Here is a 23,445-nt window from a genome sequence, read left to right as displayed (position 1 = left end):
CACAAAGGCGGCGCTGCGCTGAAAATGTAAGCAAACAGAAGCAGTTAGTGATAAAAAGCATTGACGCAACCGATGGCGCCCCGTAGTATGCACCTCGCTCACTGAGCACAGCGCGGTGCGGTAGTTCAGTCGGTTAGAATACCGGCCTGTCACGCCGGGGGTCGCGGGTTCGAGTCCCGTCCGCACCGCCAACCATTCTGAAGCCCTGAATCATCTGATTCAGGGCTTCTTCGTTTCCGGGCTTCAGAAATCCCAGTCTTCGTCTTCGGTTTCCACCGCTTTGCCAATCACATAGGATGAGCCGGCCCCGGAGAAGAAATCGTGATTTTCCTCTGCGCCCGGCGACAGGGCGGCCAGAATAGCCGGATTGACGTCGGTCATGCTGGCGGGAAATAGCGCTTCATAGCCCAGATTCATCAGCGCTTTGTTGGCGTTATAGTGCAGGAACTTCACTACATCATCGCTCCAGCCGACGCCGTCATACAGTTCGTGGGTGTAATCCACTTCATTGTCGTACAGAGTTTGCAGCAAATCGTAGGCGAAGGCCTGCAAATCGCGTTGTTGTTGCGTACCCACGTGTTTTAACCCCTGCTGATATTTGTAGCCGATATAATACCCGTGCACCGCTTCGTCGCGGATGATGAGGCGAATCAGGTCGGCGGTATTGGTCAGCCGGCCGCGGCTGGCCCAGTACATCGGCAGGTAAAAACCGGAGTAAAACAGAAAGGACTCCAGAAAGACGCTGGCGATTTTCTTTTTCAGCGGGTCGTCATGCTGGTAATGCGAGAGGATCAGCGCCGCCTTGTTTTGCAACGGCTGGTTGCGTTCGCTCCAGCTATAGGCGTCGTCCACTTCGCTGGTCAGACACAGGGTGGAAAAGATGGCGCTGTAAGAGCGGGCGTGGACCGCTTCCATAAACCCGATGTTGGAGAGCACGGCCTCCTCATGCGGCGTCAACGCATCGGCCATCAGCGCAGGTGCGCCCTGGGTATTCTGCAATGTATCCAGCAGCGTCAGGCCGGTAAACACGCGCAGCGTGAGTTGACGTTCGATGTCGCTCAATTGCGCCCAGGACGGCATATCGTTGGACAGCGCGATTTTCTCCGGCAGCCAGAAATTGGTGGTCAGCCGGTTCCAGACCTCCAGATCCTTGTCATCCTGCGGGCGATTCCAGTTAATGGCCTTCAGGGGCGAAAGCGGACTCATGCAGTTATCTCCGTTGTTCATGTGGTGCAGCAGCGTGTATTAGAGCGAGCAGGACACACAGCCCTGAATCTCGGTGCCTTCCAGCGCTTTTTGGCGCACGCGAATGTAGTACAGGGTCTTGATGCCTTTTTTCCAGGCGTAGATCTGCGCTTTGTTGATATCGCGGGTGGTGGAGGTATCGGGGAAAAATAGCGTCAGCGACAGCCCCTGATCGACATGACGGGTCGCCACGGCATAGGTGTCGATAATTTTCTCCGGGCCGATTTCATAGGCGTCCTGATAAAAGCGTTGGTTGTCGTTGGTCATGTACGGCGCAGGGTAATAAACTCGCCCCAGTTTGCCTTCCTTGCGGATTTCGATGCGCGAAACAATCGGGTGGATGCTCGCCGTAGCATGATTGATATAGGAAATCGAACCGGTGGGCGGCACTGCCTGCAGGTTTTGATTGTAGAGCCCGTGGCGCATCACCTGCGCTTTCAGTGTCAGCCAGTCTTCCCGTAAGGGAAGCGCAATGCCGGCGGAAGCGAACAGGTCACGCACGCGTTCCGTGGCCGGTTGCCACTCCTGCGACAGATAACGATCAAAAAACGCGCCGCTGGCGTACTGCGAATCAGCGAAACCAGCGAAGGTTTGGTTATGCTCCTGTGCCAGCAGGCTGGAGGTGTGCAGGGCGTGATACGTCACGGCATAAAAATAGAGGTTGGTAAAATCCAGCGCCTCTTCCGAACCGTAAAACAGCCCTTCACGCGCCAGATAGCCGTGCAGGTTCATCTGCCCGAGCCCGATGGCGTGAGACTCAGTATTGCCGTTGGCGATAGACGGCACCGCGCCGATATGGCTCATATCGGACACGGCTGTCAGCGCCCGCACGGCAATTTCCACTGAACGGGCCAGGTTGCCGCCATCCATCACCCGGGCAATATTGAGCGACCCGAGGTTACAGGAAATGTCCTTCCCGACCTGACGATAATTCAAATCTTCCTGATACTCGCTGGCGCGGCTGACCTGCAGAATCTCCGAGCACAGGTTGCTCATGGTGATGCGCCCGGCCACCGGGTTGTGGCGGTTCACGGTATCTTCGAACATCAGGTAGGGATAACCGGATTCAAACTGGATCTCGGCCAGCGTCTGGAAGAACTGACGGGCGTTGATGGCCCACTTGCGAATCCCGGGGTGACTGACCAACTCGTCGTATTTTTCGCTGACGCTGATTTCCGACAGCGGCATGCCATACACCCGCTCAACGTCATAGGGTGAGAACAGGTGCATATCCTGATTGGCGCGGGCCAGACGCAGTGTAATATCCGGAATGACCACCCCCAGCGACAGGGTTTTGATGCGAATTTTTTCGTCGGCGTTTTCCCGGCGAGTATCAAGAAAGCGCAGGATATCCGGATGATGGGCATGCAGATAAACCGCTCCGGCCCCTTGCCGGGCGCCGAGCTGATTGGCGTAGGAAAAGGCGTCTTCCAGCATTTTCATGATGGGGATGATGCCGGATGACTGGTTTTCGATGCGTTTTATCGGCGCGCCGGTTTCACGGATGTTGGTCAGCATAAAGGCTACGCCGCCGCCGCGTTTGGAGAGCTGCAGCGCGGAATTGACCGCCCGGCCGATGGACTCCATGTTGTCCTCAATACGCAGCAGAAAGCAGGACACCAGCTCGCCGCGCTGCTGTTTGCCGCAATTGAGGAAGGTCGGCGTGGCAGGCTGGAAACGACCGCTCATCATTTCATCCACCAGTTGGCGCGCCAGTTGGACGTCGCCCCGCGCCAGCGTCAGCGCCACCATGCAGACCCGATCGTCATAGCTTTCCAGATACTGGCTGCCGTCGAAGGTTTTCAGCGCATAGCTGGTGTAAAACTTGAAGGCGCCCAAAAAGCTCTGGAACTGGTAGCGATGTTTGGCCGCGCGCTGGAACAGATCGGCGATGAAGTCAGGCTGGTAGCGCGTCAGCACCTGGGGTTCGTAATACCCTTCCTGTTGCAGCCAGCGCAGTTTCTCTTCCAGAGACGGGAAGCGGCGGGTGCGCGGCAGCACGTGATCGCGGAAATAGGCCTGAATCGCCTGTCGATCCTGTTCAAACTGAATACGGCCATCGGCGTCATAAATGTTCAGCATGGCGTTGAGCGCATGGTAATCCAGCTGGCTGGAAGGCGCTTCGGTCAGGAATTCTGCTGTAGCCAAAATTGGGTCACTCCTCTGCGTACGTTGTCTACATCTTCCGGGGTGCCAGACAGCTCAAAGCGGTAAAGGCAGGGAACCTGGCATTTGGCGGCGATAATGTCGCCGGCGATGGCGTAGGCGGCGCCAAAGTTACGGTTCCCGGCGGCGATGACGCCGCGCAGCAACGCACGGCGCGATGATTGGTTCAGAAAGTGGATGACCTGACGGGGCACCGCGCCGTGTGTACTGCCGCCGCCGTAGCTGGGCACCACCAGAATGTAGGGGCTGGCGATATCCGGCATTGGCGCTTCGGCCTGCAGTGGTATCCGCATCGCCGGCACCCCCAGACGACAGACGAACCGATGCGTGTTTTCCGACTGGCTGGAGAAATAGATGATCGGATTCATCATCGTTGTCTCAGGCTGTGACGGCGCGCAGCGATCGGAGTTTATCCGGGCGGAAACCACACCAGTGCGCCCCGTTGGTCTCCACCACCGGCACCTGACGGTAGCCGAGCGCCAGTACATGTTCCCGCGCCTGCTCATCGCTGGAGATATCGATCTTGCGGTAGGTCACGCCATAGCTATCCAGCGTGCGGCAGGTAGCGTCGCATTGGGGGCAGTCTGCTTTGCTATAAACGCTAATGATCATGATTCGTATTTACCTTTGTCATCGAAAGTGAGAGAGTCAGGGCGCTTTTGGGTGAGCCGGTTTTCAATGCATAGTTCAATACATGGTTCAATGCATACGGGCGAACCGTTGCTGTCCGTCTCGCAATAAATACTAGATATTGTGTTTTAAAATATCAACCACGCAATATATAGAGGTTTTGGCAAAGTGAACCTGGGAAAGGAATTGGTCGGCGAAGGAAACCTGAGGGCGGGCGCCCTCAGGTGAATGGTCAAACGGTCGCGATGTTTCTGCCGTAATAGATCTCCTGCATCTCTCGATACAGCAAATCGGTAATACGTTTGCGCTCTTCCGGGCTCAGTTCTTGCGGACTAACGTTAAACAGGTAGTGCTTCAGGTCGAAATCCTTCAGCAGCATTTTGGTGTGAAAAATGTTTTCCTGGTAAACGTTTACGTCCATCAGGTGATAGAGCGATTTTATGTCGTCAGACATGAAGTTCTGAATCGAATTGATTTTGTGGTCGATGAAATGCTTGACGCCGTTGATGTCGCGGGTAAAACCGCGCACACGGTAATCGATGGTCACGATGTCCGATTCCAGCTGATGAATCAGATAGTTGAGCGCTTTGAGCGGCGAAATGACCCCACAGGTAGATACTTCGATATCCGCACGGAAGGTGCACAGGCCGCCGCCGGGGTGGCTTTCCGGATAGGTGTGTACGCAGATATGGCTCTTGTCGAGATGCGCGACGACGGAGTTCGGTAGCGGGCCGGGATGTTCGGAGGTATCCACGTCGCGTGGGTCCATCGGTTCCTCGCTGACCAGAATAGTGACGCTGGCGCCCTGTGGTTCATAATCCTGGCGGGCAATATTCAAAATGTTGGCGCCAATGATGGAACAGGTTTCACTCAGGATTTCTGTCAGACGGTTCGCATTGTACTGCTCATCAATGTACGCGATATAGCCATCGCGGTCGGCAGGCGTTTTGGCGTAACAGATATCGTAGATACAAAAACTCAGGCTTTTGGTCAGATTGTTAAAGCCATGTAGTTTCAGCTTTTGCAATTTAATTCACCCCCTTATGGATGCCGTGGTCAGCGGGCGGCTGACAGGGCATTCAGTAAATATTGCGGCAGGGCAAAGCTGCCGGTATGAATGGCCGGATTGTAATAGCGGCATTCGATTCCCGCGGCGTCAAACCGCTGCTGCAGGCTATTTTGATCGATCGTACGCAATGCCGGGTTGTTGCTGGCCCAGGCAAAGGTCATGATTCCGCCGTAGTAAGTCGGAATGGCGGTCTGATAAAAACTGACGTCGCTGAAATAGCGGCTCAGTTTCTGATGGCTGTTGACCGCTTCATCCTGCTGCAGGAAGCAGACGCCGTTCTGCGCCACGAAGATTCCCCCGTCGTTCAGGCAGCGTGCGCATCCCTGATAAAAGTCCGAGGTAAACAGACTTTCGCCGGGGCCGATAGGATCGGTGCAGTCGGAAATGATGATATCGAACTTTTCCTGACAGGCGTTGACGAAGTTAACACCGTCGTCAATCACCAGACGAAAGCGCGGGTCATCGTAGGCGCCGGCGCTGTGGTTGGGCAGATACTGACGGCAGAACGCCACCACGCCGGCATCGATTTCCACCATCGTGATCTGTTCCAGGTTACGGTGGCGGCAGACTTCGCGCAGCATGCCGCCGTCGCCGCCGCCGATGATCAGCACGCGTTTAGCGTTGCCGTGGGCCAGCAGCGGAACATGGGTCATCATTTCGTGATAGATGAACTCGTCGCGTTCGGTGGTCTGCACTACGCCATCCAGCGCCATAATCCGGCCCAGCGCGGCGTTTTCGAAGATGATCAGATCCTGATGGTCGGTTTTTTCATGATAGAGCACCTGGTCTATCGAAAAGTACTGACCAAAGTTGGCATGCAGGGTCTCATACCAAATTTCTTTCTGGGACATGTTAGGGCTTCCTCCGCGATAACAGCCATGAAAATTGGCGCGCTATGATAGCTAACTCTCATGGTGCTTGCACGGTCAAATTTCACGCAATGCGGAGGATTTTACGCTTTACTGAGTATTCGCGAGTAAACTTAGCGAATTTCGTGCCAGATACTGGCATTTCTTCGGGGTGGGGATGGCGATGCCGCTCAGGTCGCGGTAACTGGCTTCGCCAAGGGCGATCATATCGAACTGATTGTAGTTGCTCAAATCCCAGCGATTTTGCTGGGCAAAGATCACCAGCGCCCGGCGGATTTGCTCGTTGGGGAGATCTTTGTAACCACAGTTGTTTTTCAGATAAACAAAAATGGCGGTCAGATCGGCGAGGTCTTCAGCCTCGAAATCATTCAATGCCTTACTGGCGGAGGAGAAGCCCAACAGCGAAAGCAGGAGCAGCACCAGCGCGGAATGTTTCATAATTCAACCTGTTTCATCTTTCATCAGATGACGTTATCACAGTTACCGGCCCGGATTTCAAGTTTTATTAAGATCAGCGTGATATCCGCAAGAGGCGAAGAACCGCGCCGGGCGGGGCAAACGGAGGGGTGTATGTTCAATGGCGCAATTACCGGCTATTTATCAGCGATTGACACCATGACGCCAGCGTCTGGCTTTGATATTAATAGTGCAGTTTAAATTTATCTCACGATTTCTCATGACTTCAGGTATCTGGCGCATCAGTAGTGTGCTGTTGGCAGGAATACTTCTATTCCCGCTGGTAACCATGGTCGGGATGGCGTTGTCCGCTCCTGGCGACGCGGTGTCGGCGCTATGGCATGCTCTGCCCGTTTATGGCATGAACTCGCTGATGCTGGTGGCGGGCTGCGTGCTGTTTAGCCTGCTGTTTGCGTTGCCGCTGGCCTGGCTGATGTCGCGCTACCGCTTCGCCGGTCAGGTGTGGCTGCATCGCGCGCTGTTGCTGCCGCTGGCGATGCCCGGTTATCTGCTGGCTGCGGTCTATGGCGACGCGCTGGGGTACGAAGGGCCGGTTAAGCAAACGCTGTACGCCCTGTCGTTTGATACGGACGTTGCGCCCCAGACATTCTGGCAACAGGCGCTGATGGTGGCGTGCGCCAGCCTGTGTCTGGCGCTGGTGCTGTTTCCGTATGTCTACCTGCTGGTTCGAACGGCGCTGATGTCGCAACCGGTCAGTCTGCAACAGGCTGCCCGGCTGATGAACCAGACCCGCGCTCAGGTATTCTGGCGTGTCGTTTTTCCCATGGCCCGCCCGGCGATCGCGCTGGGTATGGTGCTGATGGCGTCGGAAGCGCTCGGCGATTACGGTATTTCCGCTTACTTCTCTTTGCAAACGATCACCACGGCCGGTCTGGACCTGTGGCGCGACAAGGCGCAGCACGGTACGGCGGCATTATTGATGTCGTTGTTGTTGCCGCTGGTGTTCCTGATCTGGTTTCAGGCGCGTCGCAGCCGCGCCCGTCAGTTGCGTTACCAGAAAAACTGCGGAATATGCCCGAACAACTTGCCGGTGCTGCACGGGTGGCCGCGTTTTCTGACGATGCTGTTTGGCGGCGCACTGGTGGTGATTGCGTTTGTGGTGCCGGTCGGTCGGATGGTGGGGTGGGCGATAGTGTCCGAAGCGCCAATCTGGAGTTTGCCGTTTTTGCTGGCGTTTACCAGTAGCTTCATGGCGGCCTCCTGCGCGATGTTGCTGGTGATTGGGCTGGCGGTGGTGTGTACGTTTGATTTCCAGGCAATCGGCAATCCCGCTTACCGTAACCCGCTGCGCTGGCTGAATCTCAATCGGTTATTGCCCTCAACGGCGTTGGGTATGGGCCTACTGGTGCCGTTTCTGGGGCTGGATGCCTGGCGCGCCACGGCCGGCGGTGTGGTGGACGACCCCTGGGCGGGGTCAGTGCTGGTGCTGATTCTGGCTTACTGCATGCGTTTTAGCGGTTTGCTGATTGACCGGTTGCAAGTCCGTATGTCCCGCCTGTCGGGCGCCATGACGCATGTCAGCCAGTCGCTTGGCTATACGCCGGCCCTGCAGGTGCTGTGGGTTTATCTGCCGCAGTTGCGTCACTGCATGATTGTCGGCGTATTGCTGGTGTTTACCGAAAGCCTGCGTGAGCTGAATGCATCGCTGTTGTTGCAGCCGTTTGAAGTGGAAACCATGGCGACCTATGTGTTCCGCTTCATGATGGATGAACGGCTGCCGCTGGTGGCGACCCCCGCGCTGATGCTGGTGGGCGTGGGGATGATCCCGCTGTTTGGGATAACCCGATTGATGAGAATGGAAGGATAGGTAAGTTATGGCGACCCCGGAGATACTAACGATAGCCTCGCTCAGTTGCCGCTATCCGCAACTTTCCGTGCTGGAAAACGTGAGTTTTTCGGTGCATGAAGGCGAAATGGTGTGCCTGCTTGGGGCCAGCGGCGATGGTAAAACCACGCTGCTGAAATCGATAGCGGGTCTGCTGCCGCAGGAACAAGGCAGAATAGTCATCGCCGGTCAGAAGGCGGACTCCCAGGCGCAGGGCGCCGAGTCATCGCCGCGCGTCGTGGGGATGGTGTTTCAGGATGATGTGCTGTTTCCCCATCTGACGGTCATGGAGAACATTACCTTCGGGCTGCGCGGCAGGTCATCGGAAGAAGTCAGCACTCTGGCGATGGATGCGGTAGGGTTGATGCAACTGGAAACCTTTACCCGGTGTTATCCCCATGAATTGTCCAGAGAGCAGAATCAACGGGCGGCGCTGGCCCGTGCGCTGGCGTGCCAGCCTAAACTGTTGCTGCTGGATGAGCCTTTTTCCTCCGTTGACAGCCAAATCCGTTACCGCTTGATCAGCGAGCTGCGCCAGATTCTGCGGCAGCGTCAGATCGCCACGCTGTTTGCGACATCTGATCGGGAAGACGCCTTCGCCTTCGCCGATCACCTTATCCTGATCCATGACGGCGGTATTGTGCAGCAGGGGTTTTCCGCCGATCTCTACTACCGGCCGGTCAATCGTTATGTGGCAAGTTTTATGGGCAACACCAATTACCTGCCGGTGAAGATCAGCGGTGACCGTCAATGGCAGAGTTTTCTCGGCGAGCATCAGGCGACGCGAGCGTTGAAACTGCCGCATGGCGCACGTTATGACTGGCTGGTTCGTCCGCAGGAAATTGCGCTGGCGCTGGATGAGGAAGGCTCGGGCGTAATCGAAGATCGGTTGTTTATGGGAACCAGCAATTTTTACCGCGTCCGGGTCAATGAGCTGGAGCTTCAGGTGCAAAGCGGCAACTGGTTTGAACCGGGGCAGCCGGTCCGGCTCAGTATTCGCACCGATCAACCGGTTCTGTTTCCGCCGGAAACGGCGATCGGTTCGCAGGAGTAGCGGGCGTCAGGCCCGCCTCGTCCGTCGAACGCCGGGAGCGCCTGCTAACGACCTTGTTCAACACAGGCGCTCACCGTTCTGCTTTTTTCTCCGGGCTACCGGCATGGTCATCAATGCTTCGGTACTATCAGTTTCAGTACTATCAATTTCAGTACTATCACACGCGATGCTATTTGGCTGCATTCGGCGCGTGTGGTTCAGGCTGAGGCATGGGGGGAATTTCCCGCACGCTGATGCTGACTTCATAGGTTTTGCCATTGCCTTGCGGCACGTTGGCGACTAGCTTGTTGACGGCTTGCACCGGGTCGGTCGCCTGCAGCGACGCCTGGTACAGCGCAGGCATCGGCGGCGGGAATCCGGGCGGTGGTGGAAATGCGCCGGGTTTGCTGAATGCCGGCGGCTCGGCGCCTTCCGGATGAGCGGAGGCCACGGATACGGCGGAAATCAGAGAAATACCGGCGATAAGCGCTGCAGTACGGCAAATTTTCGATAGTGATGTCATGTTACACCTCTCCATAGGTTGGTCATGACATATGAAAAACCTTGTACTGATGCAGCGCAACGCGTTTTACCCTCTTTTATCTGCCGATAACGAAATCCTGACTCTCTTGCGAATACGTTGATATTTTCACCACACTCGGCAAACCTCACGCAGACCTCAACGCTCCAGCGCGAGAAAGTCGCCCGCCAGAATGTGCCAGGCGCTGGGGTGGGCTTCAAAGCCGATTTTGGGGTAATAATCCACGGCCTGAGGCGCGGCAATCAGAATCAGACGACATTGTGGTTTGAGCTGCTGTACGGTATGCGCGATAAGCTGACGACCGATGCCGCCATGCTGACAAGTTTCGTCCACCGCCAGGTCGGACAGGTAGCAGCAAAAGTGATAATCCGTCACACTGCGCGCCACGCCCACCAGTTCATCGCCGCGCCATGCCGTCACCAGCAGGTCCGTTTCGGTTAGCATGCCCGCAAGGGTATCCCGCTGATCCAGCGGTCGTCTCGGGCCCAGCGAGGTTCGGTTTAGCAGATGGATAAACTGATCGACATTGATGGGATCATTCACTTTATAGGTGATGGCGCTGTCAGCCATTGAAGACGATAAGGATGTCATGCTCTCTCCGCTAGTGGGGTGGGTGAACTCAGGCTTTCTGTTATACTGCGCGCCGTGATGAATTGCGGCACAGCCTGGCTGTGTGTCAGCATCGGAGTATGGCCCCAGAGGCCGATACTGGATACCTTTTTTCTGTGAGTTGTCAGTATGATGAAACATACGGTGGACGTCATGATCTCCGAGCGGGAGGTCAAGGCGCGGGTGGCCGAACTCGGACGCCAAATCAGCGAGCATTACCGCAACAGCGGCAGCGACATGGTGCTGGTGGGACTGCTGCGCGGCTCCTTTGTGTTTATGGCCGATCTGTGCCGCGCCATTGACCTTTCCCACGAGGTGGATTTTATGACCGCCTCCAGTTACGGCGGCGGCATGAACTCGTCGCGCGACGTGAAGATTCTGAAGGATCTGGATGAAGATATCCGCGGCAAAGACGTGCTGATTGTCGAAGATATCATTGACTCCGGCAATACCCTGAGCAAGGTGCGGGAAATTCTGCAACTGCGCGAGCCGAAGTCGCTGGCCATTTGTACGTTGCTGGATAAGCCGTCACGCCGTGAAGTTCAGGTACCGGTAGAATGGGTTGGTTTTTCCATCCCTGATGAGTTTGTGGTGGGGTATGGCATCGATTATGCCCAGCGTTATCGCCATCTGCCGTTTATCGGCAAGGTGATTCCGCAGTAAAGCGTGAAATCGCGCCCATGCCGGTATGGGCGCGATAGGAATGATTACAGCAGCGACGAGACCGCCCGGCGGTAACGCTGCTCCAGCGTCTCGCGGCTGGTGGCGGTGACTTCCAGGTCACGCAGACGACCATCCTGAATCCCGTAGACCCAGCCATGAATCGTCACCTTCTGGCCGCGTTTCCAGGCCGACTGCATGATGGTGGAGTGACCCAGGTTGTACACCTGTTCCACTACGTTGATTTCACACAGTTTGTTAATTCGCTGTTCGGGTGGCAATTCTCCCAGTAATGAGCTGTGCTTATACCACAGGTCACGGATGTGGAGCAGCCAGTTGTTGATCAACCCCAGTTCCGGGTTTTCAACCGCGGCCTGCACGCCGCCGCAGCCATAGTGGCCGCAAATGATGATGTGCTCCACTTCCAGAACCTCAACGGCGTACTGCACTACGGACAGGCAGTTAAGATCGGTATGGATCACCAGGTTAGCCACGTTGCGGTGAACGAACAGTTCGCCCGGTTCGAGGCTGGTCAGGCTTTCTGCGGGAACCCTGCTATCAGAACAACCAATCCACAGAAAGCGGGGACGCTGAGCTAATGCCAGTCGTTCAAAATAATCAGGGTCTTCTTTCACTATCGTTTCAGACCATTGCTGGTTATTGGCGATCAGCGTTTCTATCGTTTTCATGAAAGTAAATGACCTGTAACAACAAAAGGGCGGTGAGGGGTAATATAGAGCAATCACAGGGGTTTTGAAATCGAAAACTGGGTCCGACCAGGACTCGCTCAACTGATAATAAGGCACGCTTTCAGCTATGACATATGCACTGGAATTGATGAATGTGACCAAAACGTACCCGGGGGGCGTTCGCGCGCTGCGCGGTATCGACCTGCGCGTTGAAGCCGGGGATTTCTATGCTCTGCTGGGCCCTAATGGCGCAGGCAAGTCCACCACCATCGGCATCATCAGTTCACTGGTCAACAAGACCGACGGCAGGATTCAGGTGTTCGGCCACGATCTGGACCGGGATATCGTGAACGCCAAGCGGCAACTGGGGCTGGTGCCGCAGGAGTTCAACTTCAATCCGTTTGAGACCGTGATGCAAATTGTGGTCAATCAGGCCGGTTACTACGGCGTTCCCCGGCAGGAGGCGTTGCGGCGCGCCGAAAAATACCTCAACCAGCTCGACCTGTGGGGCAAGCGCAACGAGCGCGCCCGCATGTTGTCCGGCGGGATGAAGCGCCGGCTGATGATTGCCCGGGCGTTGATGCATGAACCCAAGCTGCTGATTCTTGACGAGCCGACCGCCGGGGTGGACATCGAATTGCGTCGCTCAATGTGGGGGTTCCTCAAAGAACTCAACGGGCAGGGCACCACCATCATCCTGACCACCCATTATCTGGAAGAAGCGGAAATGCTGTGCCGCAATATCGGCATCATCCAGTCCGGGCAACTGGTGGAAAACACCTCGATGAAGGCGCTGCTGGCCAAGCTGCAATCGGAAACCTTCTTTTTCGACTTGGCGGCGAAGAGCGCCCTTCCCAGGCTGGAAGGCTATCAGCACCGACTGGTGGATACCTCTACGCTGGAAGTGGAAGTGAGACGCGAGCAAGGGCTGAACGGCATTTTCAGCCAGCTCAGCGCGCAAGGCATTCAGGTTCTCAGTATGCGCAACAAGGCCAATCGCCTGGAAGAACTGTTTGTCGCGCTGCTCAATAACAACGGAGATAAAGCATGATGGGGTTATATTGGGTAGCGTTGCAGAGCATCTGGAGCAAGGAAATCAACCGCTTCGCCCGGATCTGGATCCAAACGCTGGTGCCGCCAGTGATTACGATGTCGTTGTACTTCATCATTTTCGGCAATCTGATCGGTACCCGCATCGGCGAGATGAACGGCTTTAGTTACATGCAGTTCATCGTGCCGGGGCTGATCATGATGTCGGTGATTACCAACGCCTATGCCAACGTCGCGTCGTCATTTTTCAGCGCCAAATTTCAGCGCAATATCGAAGAGCTGCTGGTGGCGCCGGTGCCGACCCACATCATCATCGCCGGTTATGTCGGCGGCGGCATGGCGCGCGGCATCTGCGTCGGCGTGCTGGTCACGGCGGTGTCGCTGTTCTTTGTGCCGCTGCACGTCCATGCCTGGTGGATGGTGGTGGTGACACTGTTGCTGACGTCGATGCTGTTTTCGCTGGCGGGGCTGATTAACGCCGTATTCGCCAAAACCTTCGACGACATCAGCCTGATTCCCACCTTCGTGCTGACGCCGCTGACTTATCTGGGCGGCGTGTTCTATTCGCTGTCGTTGCTCTCGCCGTTCTGGCAGGCGGTATCCAAACTGAACCCGGTCGTTTATATGATCAGCGGTTTCCGCTTCGGATTCCTGGGTATTCATGATGTGCCGCTGCCACTGACGCTGGCGGTGCTGCTGGCGTTTATCGTGGTGTTCTACGGGCTGAGCTGGTGGTTGATTGAGCGTGGGCGCGGCTTGCGCAGTTAATCAGGCGTTTTTGTCGGATGTGAAGCGGGATGGCGTGTGCCGTCCCGCTTTTTTATCGGCGCAATGACTCAGGCGATCTGCACCGGAATGGCTTTGGCGGTGCGCTGCAACGTATTGTTGTCGCCAAAATAGGCGACCTTCGGGCGGTGCTCGCGCGCCTGCTCATCCGGCATCTGCACATAGGAGCAGATAATCAGCTTGTCGCCGACGCAGGCGCAGCGTGCGGCCGCGCCGTTGACGGAAATGATGCGGGAGCCGCGTTCAGCGGCGATCGCGTAGGTGGAAAAACGATGGCCGTTGTCCACGTTGTAGATGTCGATCGCTTCGTATTCAAGAATACCGGCGGCGTCCATAAAATCCTGATCGATGGCGCAGGACCCTTCATAATGTAAATCTGCCTGGGTTACCTTCACCCGGTGCAGCTTACCTTGCAGCATGGTTCGAATCATCGGTCTGTCACTCTGGTTGGAGAAATCAGGTGGTCAAATCCACCTGCTGGTTGTCAATCAGGCGCGCCTTGCCCAGCCAGGCCGCCATCAGCACCACGGCACAGGTGCTGTCGATGGTCAGCGGCTGCAGCGTTGCGGCGTCGCGGATAAATAGCTCGTCGGGCGTGAATCCGGCCTCGCGCAGCGCCTCTGATGCGTTGGCGAGCATATCATCAATTTGCCGGTCGCCGTTGGATAATTGCTCTACCACCTCGTTCATGATGCGGCGAAGCTGTGGCGCCTGCTGACGCTCTTCGGCGGTGAGGTAACCGTTGCGAGAACTAAGCGCCAGGCCGTCTTTGGCGCGCACGATAGGCACGCCGACGATGCTGATGTCGTAGTCCATGTCGGCCACCATCTGACGGATCAGCGCCAGTTGCTGGTAATCTTTTTCGCCAAAGCAGGCTACATCCGGCTGCACCAGATTGAACAGCTTGCTGACGACGGTGGAGACGCCGCGAAAATGCCCCGGACGGCTGGCACCTTCCAGCATCTGCGACAGCCCCGGGACTTCCACGAACGTCTGCTGTTGCAGGCCGTTAGGGTAGAGAGTGTCGGGGGCGGGCGCGAACACCAGGTCAACGCCGCGCCGCGTCAGCTTCTCGCAGTCTTCCTGCAGGGTGCGCGGGTAGCGGGCCAGATCGTCCGCCCGCTCAAACTGCAATGGGTTGACAAAAATACTGACCACCACGATGTCGGCCCGAGCCCGGGCCTCGTCCACCAGCGTCAGGTGGCCGTCATGCAGGTTGCCCATGGTGGGCACCAATGCGATGCGTTTTCCTTCCTGACGCCAGCGGCGGAGTTCGCGGCGCAGCAGCACCGGCGTTTCAATAATCAACACACGCTTGCTCCTGTGTTAAACAAAACTGTATTGCTCGTCGGGAAAGGTTCCCTGTTCGACTTCCTGCACATACAGGCGAACGGCGGCGCGGATATCCGCTGCTTCCGCCATGAAATTGCGGGCGAACTTCGGCGTATGGCCGCCGGTCACGCCCAGCGCGTCGTGCATCACCAGAATCTGGCCGTCGGTGACATTGCCGGCGCCGATGCCGATGACCGGGATACTGAGTGCGTCGGTCACTCGCTGGGCCAGCGATACCGGCACGCATTCCAGCACCAGTAACTGAGCGCCAGCCTGTTCCAGCGCCAGCGCGTCTTCCAGCAGCTGGCTGGCGGCGGCTTCGTCACGCCCCTGGACTTTATAGCCGCCAAAGATATTGACCGACTGCGGGGTCAGCCCCAGATGTCCACACACCGGGACGGCGCGTTCGGTCAGCATGCGCACGGTCGGCACGAGCCAACTACCGCCTTCGATCTTGACCATATTGGCGCCGGCGCGCATCAACGCCGCGGCTTGCTGGCAGGCTTGTTCCGGCGTGGCGGCGCCCATGAAGGGGAGATCGGATAACAGCAGGCAATGCGGTGCGCCGCGCCGTACGCAGCGGGTGTGATAAACCATATCGTCAATGGTAACGGGCAGGGTCGAATCGTGGCCCTGCACGGGCATACCGAGAGAGTCCCCCACCAGCATTACGCGGATACCCTGTTCATAAAACAACTGGGCGAAGCTGGCGTCGTAAGCGGTCAGTGTGGCGAACTTTTTCTGTTCCTGTTTCCACTGGCGCAGATGAGAAATCGTCGTCGCTTTCATGGCAACCTTCCTGAGTCAACTCAAGGGCATTTCAAAGGTGAGTCATTCTAATGGAAGGCAGGCATCAGGAACAGCGATCTATTTCTATTTGTAAAACAAGAGATTGGTACCTATCCGGCGCCAACCGCGCGTCGCGGTCGGCAGGAGAATGGGGGGATGGTTATTGGTCGGCCCACAGGGTCAGGCCGTTGCGGGGGATCTGCTGTAACCGCGTCGCCAGCGCTTCTCCATCGGGAAACACCAGTTCCGGCGCCAGTTCAGCCAGCGGGTAGAGCATGAACTCACGGTTTTTCATGTCATAGTGCGGCACCGTGAGTCGTTCGGTATGCAGCGTCAGGGAGCCAAACAGCAGAATATCAAGGTCGAGAGTACGCGGTCCCCAGCGGTGATCCTTACGTACTCGTCCTTGTTCCTGCTCAATGCGCTGGGTATGGTCCAGCAGCGTTTCCGGCGGCAACGCGGTCTGTAACTCGGCGACCGCATTGAGATAATCAGGCTGATCCTGCGGGCCGAGCGGGCGGCTGCGATAAAATGACGAACAGCGCGCCAGCCGGGTGTGCGGAATGGCGTCCAGCGCGGTTAGCGCTGCGCGCACCTGTTGCAATGGTTCGGACAGGTTGCTGCCCAGCGCCAGATAAACCCGGATCACCGGGCGTTGTCCCGGCGGGCAGGGCGCTTGCGCGGGCGACGTGAGCGGCGATGCGGCGTCGGGCCGTCATCCAGCGTGTTCAGCATCACCTGCTGGCGCGGCGGCGCGGCGACCTGAAACTCGCCCCACCACTGCGCCAGGCGCTGTAGCTCATGATGGTTTTCGATTTCCGCGCGCAGGCAGAGCAGGTCATACGCGGCGCGGAATTTCGGGTGTTCCATCAGCTTGAAGGCGCGTTTGCCCTGACGGCGCGACAGACGCAACTGCAATTGCCAGATATCGCGGACAAGCGAGGTAATACGTTTGGGGATCGCCAGCGAGCGGCACTGTTCGTCCAGTACGTCGTTCATGGCTAAGGCGAACGCCTCGAAGTAGGCCAGCCCGCTCTCCTGCGTCAGTTTCTGGGCGTGCTCCACCAGCGGGTACCACAGCATGGCGGAAAACAGAAACGCCGGGTTGACGCGCATGTCGTTCTGGATGCGTTGATCGGTGTTTTTCAGCACCTGCACGATCATCCGCTCCATCGTACTTTCGCCGTTAGCGGTGAAATAACGGCTGATCAGCGGAAACAGCGGCTGAAACAGCTGGTATTCGCACAGCAACTGATAGGTCGGATAGCCGTAGCCCGCCTGCAACAGTTTCAGGGATTCTTCAAACAGCCGCGCCGGCGGAATATCGTGCAGCAGCGAGGCCAGACGGGGAATCGGCTCGGCGGTTTCCGGGCTGATGCGCATACTGAGTTTGGCGGCGAATCGCACGGCGCGCAGCATGCGCACCGGGTCTTCGCGGTAGCGGGTTTCCGGTTCGCCAATCAGGCGAATCAACCCCTGACGCAGGTCGTTCAGGCCGTTGGTGTAGTCACGAACGGTGAAGTCGGCGATGCTGTAATAGAGGCTGTTGATGGAGAAGTCGCGCCGCTGGGCGTCTTCCTCGATGGTGCCGAAAATGTTGTCGCGCAGCAGCATACCGTTGTGGCCTTGCTGGGCGGCGTTTTTCGTTTCCTGTTCCTGATGCTGTTCGTGGTGGCCGCGGAATGTCGCGACTTCAATAACTTCGGGGCCGAACATCACATGCGCCAGACGGAAACGGCGGCCCACCAGCCGGCAGTTGCGGAACAACTTGCGGACCTGTTCCGGGGTGGCGTTGGTGGTGATATCGAAGTCTTTGGGTTTTTTGCCCAACAGCAGATCGCGGACGCCGCCGCCCACCAGATAAGCCTCATAGCCCGCTTTGCTCAGGCGATACAGTACTTTCAGCGCATTCTCACTAATGTCGCTACGTGAAATGGCGTGCTGGTCACGGGGAACGACCATCATCGCCTGCGGCGGATTGTCCGCCCTGGCGGGCTCATTCTCACGATTCAGTACCTTGCGGCAAAAATTAGCTACCCGGGTAAAGATAATACACCTCGATAATCATTGGAAAATTAACGGCACAACAAAAAATAGCGGCTAATCATAGCTCACCCTCAGCCCTTTGAGAATGCTGATGTTATTTCCGGCGATGTAAGAGCGGCTTCGACAGGGACCGTAGCCAGCGACCAGTGCGCGACGGCCCACGCGAGCAACGCGTCCCGATCGAGGTCCCGCCAGTGCGCAGGCAATGGCTGGCGCAAAAAGGCCAGCGCCTGTGCCAGCACGGCCCGAGGATCGCCATCCGGCAGCGCCGGAGCATGGTTCTGCTTGGAGAGCTTATTGCCGTCGCAATTGAGCGCCAGCGGCAGATGTACGTAGGCCGGAGCCGGATAATCCAGCTGGTGGTACAGCGATAACTGGCGCACCGTCGGTTCGATCAGGTCCGCGCCGCGTACGATTTCGGTGACGCCCTGATCGTGGTCGTCGACCACGACGGCCAGATTGTAGGCAAACAGGCCATCGCGGCGATGGATAATAAAGTCTTCTCGCGCCAGCATCGGGTCGGCATCAATCTGCCCGCGCAAGCGATCGTGAAAGCTGAGAACCGGCTGGCTCTGGCGCAGGCGCAACGCCGCCTGATTTGACGGCAGGCCACGAGCGCGGCAGTGACCATCATAGTGGCCGCCAATCTGCTGGATGCGTTGCCGGGTACAGGTACAGTAGTAGCATTTCCCCTGACGCTGCAGGTCGGCCAGCACCGCGCGGTAAAGATCGTGGCGGCGGGACTGGTACACCACGTCGCCGTCCCAGAGCAGGCCATACTGTTCCAGTTGGCGGAGAATGCGTGCGGCGGCGCCGGGCACTTCGCGCGGCGGATCGATATCCTCGATACGCACCAGCCAGCGTCCGCGGCAGGCGCGGGCCTGCAGATAGCTGCCCAGTGCGGCAATCAGGGAACCAAAGTGGAGATCGCCAGACGGAGAGGGCGCAAAACGTCCGACGTAAGGGCGTGATTCAGGCATACGGCGACATCATGCCGGTTGAAGGTGATGCTGACTGGTCATAACAAGCGAAAACCCGGCGGTAGGGCGTTTGCTCTCCCGCCGGGCTGATATCATCCGGCCATCTGCTTTTCGCGGATTTCGGCCAGCGTTTTGCAGTCAATGCACAAATCGGCGGTGGGGCGGGCTTCCAGACGACGGATACCGATTTCCACGCCGCAGGACTCGCAATAGCCAAAGTCCTCGTCTTCGATTTTCTGCAATGTTTTGGCAATCTTCTTGATCAGCTTACGCTCGCGATCGCGGTTGCGCAGTTCAAGGCTGAATTCTTCTTCCTGCGCGGCACGGTCTACCGGGTCCGGGAAGTTAGCGGCTTCATCCTGCATGTGCGATACGGTTCGATCGACTTCGTCCCTGAGTTGATTGCGCCATGCTTCAAGAATTCGCCTGAAATGAGCCAGCTGAGCGTCGTTCATGTATTCTTCGCCCGGCTTCTCCTGGTACGGCTCCACTCCGGCAATCGCGAGAATGCTCAGAGAGGATGTCTTACGGTTTTGCCCTTCTTGCATGTTGCTTCTCCTACATAAACACGACACGCAGTATCGACTCCCCCAGGGGGGAAAAACAGGCCGCTATAAATAACAGATGGAGGTTAGGTTGGCAATGATTCCCGACACCGGCCTGACAAAGTGTGAGAAACGGCATAATCCCATCAGATAATACATAACGTGCGGCAGAATTAGCTCGCTGTCGTCACGTTATTGAAACGGTAACAATTGCCCCAGCGTCATGCCATCAGGGGTGATATGGGCACCGTAACACAGAATTTCAACCCCCTGCTGCCGGGATAGTTGTAATAATTCGGCGTAATGTCGGTCAATGTGTTGCGCCGGCGAAATCCGGTCGATGCCGGAGTGCAGCGCGGCGAAACACAATACGGCACGACGACCCTGCGCCGCCACCTGTTGCAGTTCCCGCAGATGCTTTTGCCCTCTGAGCGTTACCGCATCGGGAAAGTAACCACATCCGTGTTGCAATAATGTGACGGATTTGACTTCAATATAGCAGTCCGCCCGGTCCTCTGCCTGCAATAACACATCTATCCTGCTGTTTTCCGAACCATAGCGCACTTCGGCGCGGATAGTGGTGTAACCTGTGAAATCGGCCAGCAGGCCTGCGTGCAGCGCCTCAAGCACCAACTGATTGGCGCGCAGGGTATTTACGCCGATCCAGTGTCCCTGCGTGGTTTGCGTCAGTTCCCAGGTATGGGGGTACTTGCGTTTCGGGTTATCCGAAGTGGAGTACCAGACGGTATCGCCCGGCGCGCCGCAGCCGGTCATCGCGCCGGTATTGGGGCAGTGCAGCGTCAGGGTTTTCCCGTCAGGAGTCACCACATCCGCCAGAAATCGTTTGTAACGTTTGAGCAGCGTGGCGGGTTGCAGGCGTGGGGAAAATTGCATGAATGATGTCTCTCAGGAAGTCAGCAGCGGCCAGTGGGCGATGGGGTGATAATGGGTTCGCCCCGCGTCGGCGCGCGATTCGTACAGAAAAAAACGCTCGACCGGCACCGTCCAGCCGAACGTGGCGGCCGGCACCGGCACCGGGCGGGTGGCGCCGCGCAGCAGCGTGATATGCGGATGAAACGGCTGAGGGGGTTGATAACAACCGTTACGCGCCGCCTGCGAGCGTAACATATCCGCCAGTTGCAGCAATCCTCGCGGCGCCTGACGACAACCGAGCCACACCACGCCAGGTCGGGGCCAGTGTCCGGCGTCGTTCAGAGTGAGGGTAAACGCCGGCTGGCGGATACGGCCGGCCAGCGTCTGCAAAATCTGCATTTTGGCGTCGCTGACCTCGCCGAGGAATGCCAGCGTCAGGTGCAGGTTGGCCGCCGCCACCGGGCGCCCGGCTTCGGGAGCGAATTGCGCGGCGCGCCAGTGTACGATCTGCTGGCCGATCGCGTCCGGCAACGACAAGGCAAAAAACAGGCGGCGGGTCGGGGTCATGGCAATCTCTCCGTTCTGCGGGGTTCCGATGCTACAATGCCCGCCGCATAAAGTTAAGGTTGCGTTCCGCTATTCGCCGTGTTCAGACGCCGGCCGGCGCGCCGCTTTTCTATTTATTGAGATAATGTCTTTAGATAACGTCCGGCTAGTGTTGTGCAGTTGTTGTGCTGTATTGCTGTGCCGCCGGATTCAGCCATGATTACGGAGAGTTGTGTGAGTCTACCCCCCGTCAGCGCCGTACTGGATGACGTCATCCAGGCGTTGCATACCGCGCCGCAGGTGTTGCTGCATGCCCCGACCGGCGCAGGAAAGTCCACCTGGTTGCCGTTGCAACTGTTACAGCAGGGCGGGCTTCCCGGCCGCATTATTATGCTGGAGCCGCGTCGGCTGGCGGCTAAAAGCGTGGCTTTCCGGCTGGCGGAGTGGCTGGGGGAAACGCCGGGGCAGACCGTCGGTTACCGCATGCGTTCGGAAAGTCGGGTTAGCAGCCAGACCCGGCTGGAAGTGGTGACGGAAGGCATTCTGACCCGGATGCTGCAACATGATCCGGCGCTGGATGGCGTTTCGCTGGTAATGCTGGACGAATTTCACGAACGTAGTTTGCAGGCCGATCTGGCGCTGGCGCTGCTGCTGGATGTCCAGCAGGGGCTGCGCGATGATCTCAAGCTGCTGATCATGTCCGCCACGCTGGATAATTTCCGGCTCTCTTCTTTATTACCGCAATCGCTCAGCGTGTCGTCGCAAGGGCGCTCCTGGCCGGTGGAACGGCATTACCAGCCGATTGGCTCGCAGGAGCGGCTGGAGGAGGCGACGGCCCGGCTCGTTTACCGTCTGTTGCAGGACGAAACCGGTTCGTTGCTGGTATTTTTGCCGGGCGTGGCGGAAATCAAACGGTTGCAGACGCTACTGGAAAACGCGGTGCCGGCGGAGGCGGATATCTGCCCGCTGTACGGCGCGCTGACGCTGGCGGAGCAACAGAAAGCGATTCTGCCGGCCGCCGCCGGGCGGCGCAAAATAGTGCTGGCGACCAACATCGCGGAAACCAGTCTGACCATCGAAGGTATTCGGGTGGTGGTGGATTGTGGTCTGGAGCGGGTGGCGTTGTTTGATGTCAAAACCGGGCTGACTCGCCTGACGACGCAGCGTATCAGCCAGGCATCGATGGTGCAGCGCGCCGGACGCGCCGGGCGACTGGAGCCGGGCGTGTGCTGGCATCTGTTCGCCCGCGAGCAGGCTGAACGCGCTGCGGCGCAAAGCGAGCCGGAAATTCTGCACAGCGATCTGTCCGGGGTGCGGCTGGACCTGCTGCAGTGGGGCTGCAACGACGTCGCGCAGCTCTGTTGGCTGGATACGCCGCCTCAACCCGCATTGCTGGCGGCGGACCGTTTGCTGGCGCAACTGGGCATGCGCGATGCGCAACAACGGCTGACGGCGGACGGGCGTAAGATGGCGGCGCTGGGCAGCGATCCGCGGCTGGCGGCGATGTTGCATGCCGCCGGGCAGGATGCGGATGCGCTGGCGACGGCGGCGTTGCTGGCGGCGATCATCGAAGAGCCGCCGCGCGCCGGGTCGCCGAATCTGTCCGACGCCCTGCATCGTCCCGCCGGCCATTGGCAGCGCCGGGCGCAACAGCTGGCGCGCCGTGCCGGCAAGACGTCAGGCAAAGTGAATGAACGTCTGGCCGCAGGGTTGTTGTCGGCGGGATTCGCGGATCGCATCGCCCGGCGGCGTGGTCAGGATGGGCGCTATCAACTGGCGAACGGGTCCGGAGCCAGTCTGCCGCCGGAAGAGGCGCTGGCGGCGTCGGAATGGCTGCTGGCCCCGGTTCTCATGCAAAGCCCGCACAGCGCCGACGCCCGTATTTTACTGGCGCTGCCGATTGATATCGACCAACTGGCGCGGCAGCGACCGGAACTGGTGACAGAACAGAATCTGATGCACTGGGACGAAGAAAAAGGTACCCTGCGCGCCAGCCTGCGAACGCAGATCGGTAGCCTGACGCTGTCGTCGCGGCCATTAGCTAAACCGTCGGACGAGGCGTTGCAGCAGGCGATGCTTAACTGGTTGCGTGAACAAGGGCTGTCGGTGTTGAACTGGGACGAACCGGCGTTGCAGCTGCGCCAGCGGTTGCTGTGCGCCCGGCAGTGGTTGCCGGAGGTGGCGTGGCCGGCGGTGGATGACGCCGCCCTGCTAGGGTCGCTGGAGCTATGGTTGCTGCCGTCGCTCAACGGCGTGCGGGATCGTCGCACGCTTAATCAGATCAACCTGAGCGAAGCGCTGTGGCGTTTGCTCGACTGGTCGCAGCGCCAGCGGCTGGATAGCGCGCTGCCCAGCCATTACACTGTGCCCGGCGGCAGTCGTTTGCCGATCCGTTATGATGCTGATCAGCCGCCGGTGCTGGCGGTGCGGCTGCAGGAGATGTTCGGCGAACAGGCCAGCCCGTTGCTGGCTGAAGGGCGGGTGGCGCTGGTGCTGGAACTGCTGTCTCCGGCGATGCGGCCGTTGCAGATCACCCGCGATCTGGCGGCGTTCTGGAACGGCGCCTACCGGGAAGTGCAGAAAGAAATGAAAGGGCGCTATCCCAAGCATGTCTGGCCGGACGATCCGGCGAATACGGCGCCGACCCGGCGCACCAGAAAATACCAGAATACCTAATTTCAGATG

General features: G+C 58.1%; 25 protein-coding genes and 1 tRNA gene. 7 read left to right on the top strand and 19 right to left on the bottom strand.

Annotated elements, in window-relative coordinates; genetic code table 11:
• Nucleotides 1-114: 114 nt before the first annotated feature.
• A tRNA-Asp gene (locus CVE23_RS16895) sits at nucleotides 115-191 on the top strand.
• A 52-nt stretch (nucleotides 192-243) separates the two neighbouring features.
• On the opposite strand, the gene nrdF is transcribed toward CVE23_RS16895, so the two are convergent.
• The 7 genes from nrdF to CVE23_RS16860 all read right to left on the bottom strand — a co-directional run bounded on the left by nrdF (nucleotide 244) and on the right by CVE23_RS16860 (nucleotide 6,417).
• A complete protein-coding gene (gene nrdF / locus CVE23_RS16890; protein ID WP_038919931.1) occupies nucleotides 244-1,206 on the bottom strand; it encodes a class 1b ribonucleoside-diphosphate reductase subunit beta in 963 nt (320 codons plus the stop codon).
• Between the two features lie 39 nt (nucleotides 1,207-1,245).
• Nucleotides 1,246-3,393: a class 1b ribonucleoside-diphosphate reductase subunit alpha gene (nrdE, locus tag CVE23_RS16885; RefSeq protein ID WP_100849999.1), complete on the bottom strand. Its 2,148-nt coding sequence runs from the start codon at nucleotides 3,391-3,393 to the stop codon at nucleotides 1,246-1,248.
• Entirely contained in the window at nucleotides 3,372-3,779 is a 408-nt protein-coding gene (gene nrdI / locus CVE23_RS16880; RefSeq protein WP_038921086.1) for a class Ib ribonucleoside-diphosphate reductase assembly flavoprotein NrdI, read from the bottom strand. Before nrdI ends, nrdE begins: the two co-directional genes overlap by 22 nt.
• A 10-nt stretch (nucleotides 3,780-3,789) precedes the next feature.
• Nucleotides 3,790-4,023, bottom strand: a complete 234-nt coding sequence (gene nrdH, locus CVE23_RS16875) for a glutaredoxin-like protein NrdH (RefSeq protein WP_038919929.1) — start codon at nucleotides 4,021-4,023, stop codon at nucleotides 3,790-3,792.
• 250 nt (nucleotides 4,024-4,273) lie between these two features.
• Nucleotides 4,274-5,068 carry an adenosylmethionine decarboxylase gene (gene speD, locus CVE23_RS16870; protein WP_038919928.1) on the bottom strand — a complete coding sequence of 265 codons (795 nt, stop codon included), beginning with the start codon at nucleotides 5,066-5,068 and terminating at the stop codon, nucleotides 4,274-4,276.
• Between the two features lie 29 nt (nucleotides 5,069-5,097).
• Nucleotides 5,098-5,961: a polyamine aminopropyltransferase gene (speE, locus tag CVE23_RS16865; RefSeq protein WP_038919927.1), complete on the bottom strand. Its 864-nt coding sequence runs from the start codon at nucleotides 5,959-5,961 to the stop codon at nucleotides 5,098-5,100.
• Nucleotides 5,962-6,069: 108 nt separating this feature from the next.
• Nucleotides 6,070-6,417: a YacC family pilotin-like protein gene (locus CVE23_RS16860; RefSeq protein ID WP_013319060.1), complete on the bottom strand. Its 348-nt coding sequence runs from the start codon at nucleotides 6,415-6,417 to the stop codon at nucleotides 6,070-6,072.
• A 238-nt stretch (nucleotides 6,418-6,655) separates the two neighbouring features.
• On the opposite strand from CVE23_RS16860, the gene CVE23_RS16855 reads away from it, so the two are divergent.
• Nucleotides 6,656-8,263 (top strand): ABC transporter permease, encoded by a 1,608-nt coding sequence (locus CVE23_RS16855; RefSeq protein ID WP_100850491.1) that lies wholly within the window; start codon nucleotides 6,656-6,658, stop codon nucleotides 8,261-8,263.
• Nucleotides 8,264-8,270: 7 nt separating this feature from the next.
• Nucleotides 8,271-9,335, top strand: coding sequence for an ABC transporter ATP-binding protein (locus CVE23_RS16850; RefSeq protein ID WP_049853590.1), 1,065 nt, complete (start codon nucleotides 8,271-8,273; stop codon nucleotides 9,333-9,335).
• Between the two features lie 169 nt (nucleotides 9,336-9,504).
• Here CVE23_RS16850 and CVE23_RS16845 read toward each other — a convergent pair whose 3' ends face one another.
• Together CVE23_RS16845 and CVE23_RS16840 are read right to left on the bottom strand one after the other, a co-directional pair.
• The gene (locus tag CVE23_RS16845) at nucleotides 9,505-9,837 is read right to left on the bottom strand and encodes a hypothetical protein (RefSeq protein WP_038919925.1); all 333 of its coding nucleotides are present in this window, start codon (nucleotides 9,835-9,837) and stop codon (nucleotides 9,505-9,507) included.
• A gap of 156 nt (nucleotides 9,838-9,993) precedes the next feature.
• Nucleotides 9,994-10,446, bottom strand: coding sequence for a GNAT family N-acetyltransferase (locus tag CVE23_RS16840; protein ID WP_038919923.1), 453 nt, complete (start codon nucleotides 10,444-10,446; stop codon nucleotides 9,994-9,996).
• A gap of 150 nt (nucleotides 10,447-10,596) precedes the next feature.
• Between CVE23_RS16840 and hpt the strand changes: the two genes are divergently transcribed.
• Nucleotides 10,597-11,127, top strand: a complete 531-nt coding sequence (gene hpt / locus CVE23_RS16835; protein ID WP_038669363.1) for a hypoxanthine phosphoribosyltransferase — start codon at nucleotides 10,597-10,599, stop codon at nucleotides 11,125-11,127.
• Between the two features lie 44 nt (nucleotides 11,128-11,171).
• Here the strand turns inward: hpt and can are convergent, their stop codons facing one another.
• Nucleotides 11,172-11,813: a carbonate dehydratase gene (can, locus tag CVE23_RS16830; protein WP_038919922.1), complete on the bottom strand. Its 642-nt coding sequence runs from the start codon at nucleotides 11,811-11,813 to the stop codon at nucleotides 11,172-11,174.
• 127 nt (nucleotides 11,814-11,940) lie between these two features.
• Here can and CVE23_RS16825 point away from each other — a divergent pair, with 127 nt between their 5' ends.
• Both CVE23_RS16825 and CVE23_RS16820 read left to right on the top strand, forming a co-directional pair.
• On the top strand, nucleotides 11,941-12,864 hold the full coding sequence (locus CVE23_RS16825; protein ID WP_038919921.1) for an ABC transporter ATP-binding protein: 924 nt from the start codon (nucleotides 11,941-11,943) through the stop codon (nucleotides 12,862-12,864).
• Nucleotides 12,861-13,631: an ABC transporter permease gene (locus CVE23_RS16820; protein WP_038919919.1), complete on the top strand. Its 771-nt coding sequence runs from the start codon at nucleotides 12,861-12,863 to the stop codon at nucleotides 13,629-13,631. Before CVE23_RS16825 ends, CVE23_RS16820 begins: the two co-directional genes overlap by 4 nt.
• A gap of 68 nt (nucleotides 13,632-13,699) precedes the next feature.
• Here CVE23_RS16820 and panD read toward each other — a convergent pair whose 3' ends face one another.
• The 9 genes from panD to thpR form a co-directional block, all read right to left on the bottom strand.
• Nucleotides 13,700-14,080, bottom strand: coding sequence for an aspartate 1-decarboxylase (gene panD / locus CVE23_RS16815; RefSeq protein ID WP_033569519.1), 381 nt, complete (start codon nucleotides 14,078-14,080; stop codon nucleotides 13,700-13,702).
• Nucleotides 14,081-14,105: 25 nt separating this feature from the next.
• Entirely contained in the window at nucleotides 14,106-14,960 is an 855-nt protein-coding gene (panC, locus tag CVE23_RS16810; RefSeq protein ID WP_038919918.1) for a pantoate--beta-alanine ligase, read from the bottom strand.
• Between the two features lie 15 nt (nucleotides 14,961-14,975).
• On the bottom strand, nucleotides 14,976-15,770 hold the full coding sequence (panB, locus tag CVE23_RS16805; RefSeq protein WP_038919917.1) for a 3-methyl-2-oxobutanoate hydroxymethyltransferase: 795 nt from the start codon (nucleotides 15,768-15,770) through the stop codon (nucleotides 14,976-14,978).
• A 160-nt stretch (nucleotides 15,771-15,930) separates the two neighbouring features.
• On the bottom strand, nucleotides 15,931-16,419 hold the full coding sequence (gene folK, locus CVE23_RS16800) for a 2-amino-4-hydroxy-6-hydroxymethyldihydropteridine diphosphokinase (protein WP_049853589.1): 489 nt from the start codon (nucleotides 16,417-16,419) through the stop codon (nucleotides 15,931-15,933).
• Nucleotides 16,416-17,819 (bottom strand): polynucleotide adenylyltransferase PcnB, encoded by a 1,404-nt coding sequence (pcnB, locus tag CVE23_RS16795; protein WP_100849998.1) that lies wholly within the window; start codon nucleotides 17,817-17,819, stop codon nucleotides 16,416-16,418. The genes folK and pcnB overlap by 4 nt, the downstream gene beginning before the upstream one ends.
• A gap of 68 nt (nucleotides 17,820-17,887) precedes the next feature.
• Nucleotides 17,888-18,796 carry a tRNA glutamyl-Q(34) synthetase GluQRS gene (gene gluQRS, locus CVE23_RS16790; RefSeq protein ID WP_100849997.1) on the bottom strand — a complete coding sequence of 303 codons (909 nt, stop codon included), beginning with the start codon at nucleotides 18,794-18,796 and terminating at the stop codon, nucleotides 17,888-17,890.
• A gap of 92 nt (nucleotides 18,797-18,888) precedes the next feature.
• Nucleotides 18,889-19,344 carry an RNA polymerase-binding protein DksA gene (dksA, locus tag CVE23_RS16785; RefSeq protein ID WP_012768782.1) on the bottom strand — a complete coding sequence of 152 codons (456 nt, stop codon included), beginning with the start codon at nucleotides 19,342-19,344 and terminating at the stop codon, nucleotides 18,889-18,891.
• A 189-nt stretch (nucleotides 19,345-19,533) separates the two neighbouring features.
• The gene (gene sfsA / locus CVE23_RS16780) at nucleotides 19,534-20,235 is read right to left on the bottom strand and encodes a DNA/RNA nuclease SfsA (protein ID WP_100849996.1); all 702 of its coding nucleotides are present in this window, start codon (nucleotides 20,233-20,235) and stop codon (nucleotides 19,534-19,536) included.
• 12 nt (nucleotides 20,236-20,247) lie between these two features.
• Complete coding sequence (gene thpR, locus CVE23_RS16775) at nucleotides 20,248-20,781, bottom strand: RNA 2',3'-cyclic phosphodiesterase (RefSeq protein ID WP_049853587.1); 534 nt, start codon at nucleotides 20,779-20,781, stop codon at nucleotides 20,248-20,250.
• 213 nt (nucleotides 20,782-20,994) lie between these two features.
• Here thpR and hrpB point away from each other — a divergent pair, with 213 nt between their 5' ends.
• On the top strand, nucleotides 20,995-23,436 hold the full coding sequence (gene hrpB / locus CVE23_RS16770) for an ATP-dependent helicase HrpB (RefSeq protein WP_100849995.1): 2,442 nt from the start codon (nucleotides 20,995-20,997) through the stop codon (nucleotides 23,434-23,436).
• Nucleotides 23,437-23,445: the final 9 nt, after the last annotated feature.

The organism is Dickeya fangzhongdai (assembly GCF_002812485.1).
GTDB lineage: Bacteria > Pseudomonadota > Gammaproteobacteria > Enterobacterales > Enterobacteriaceae > Dickeya > Dickeya fangzhongdai.
Note: the sequence above shows the minus strand (reverse complement) of the source record. Positions and strands in the feature narration are given on the sequence as shown.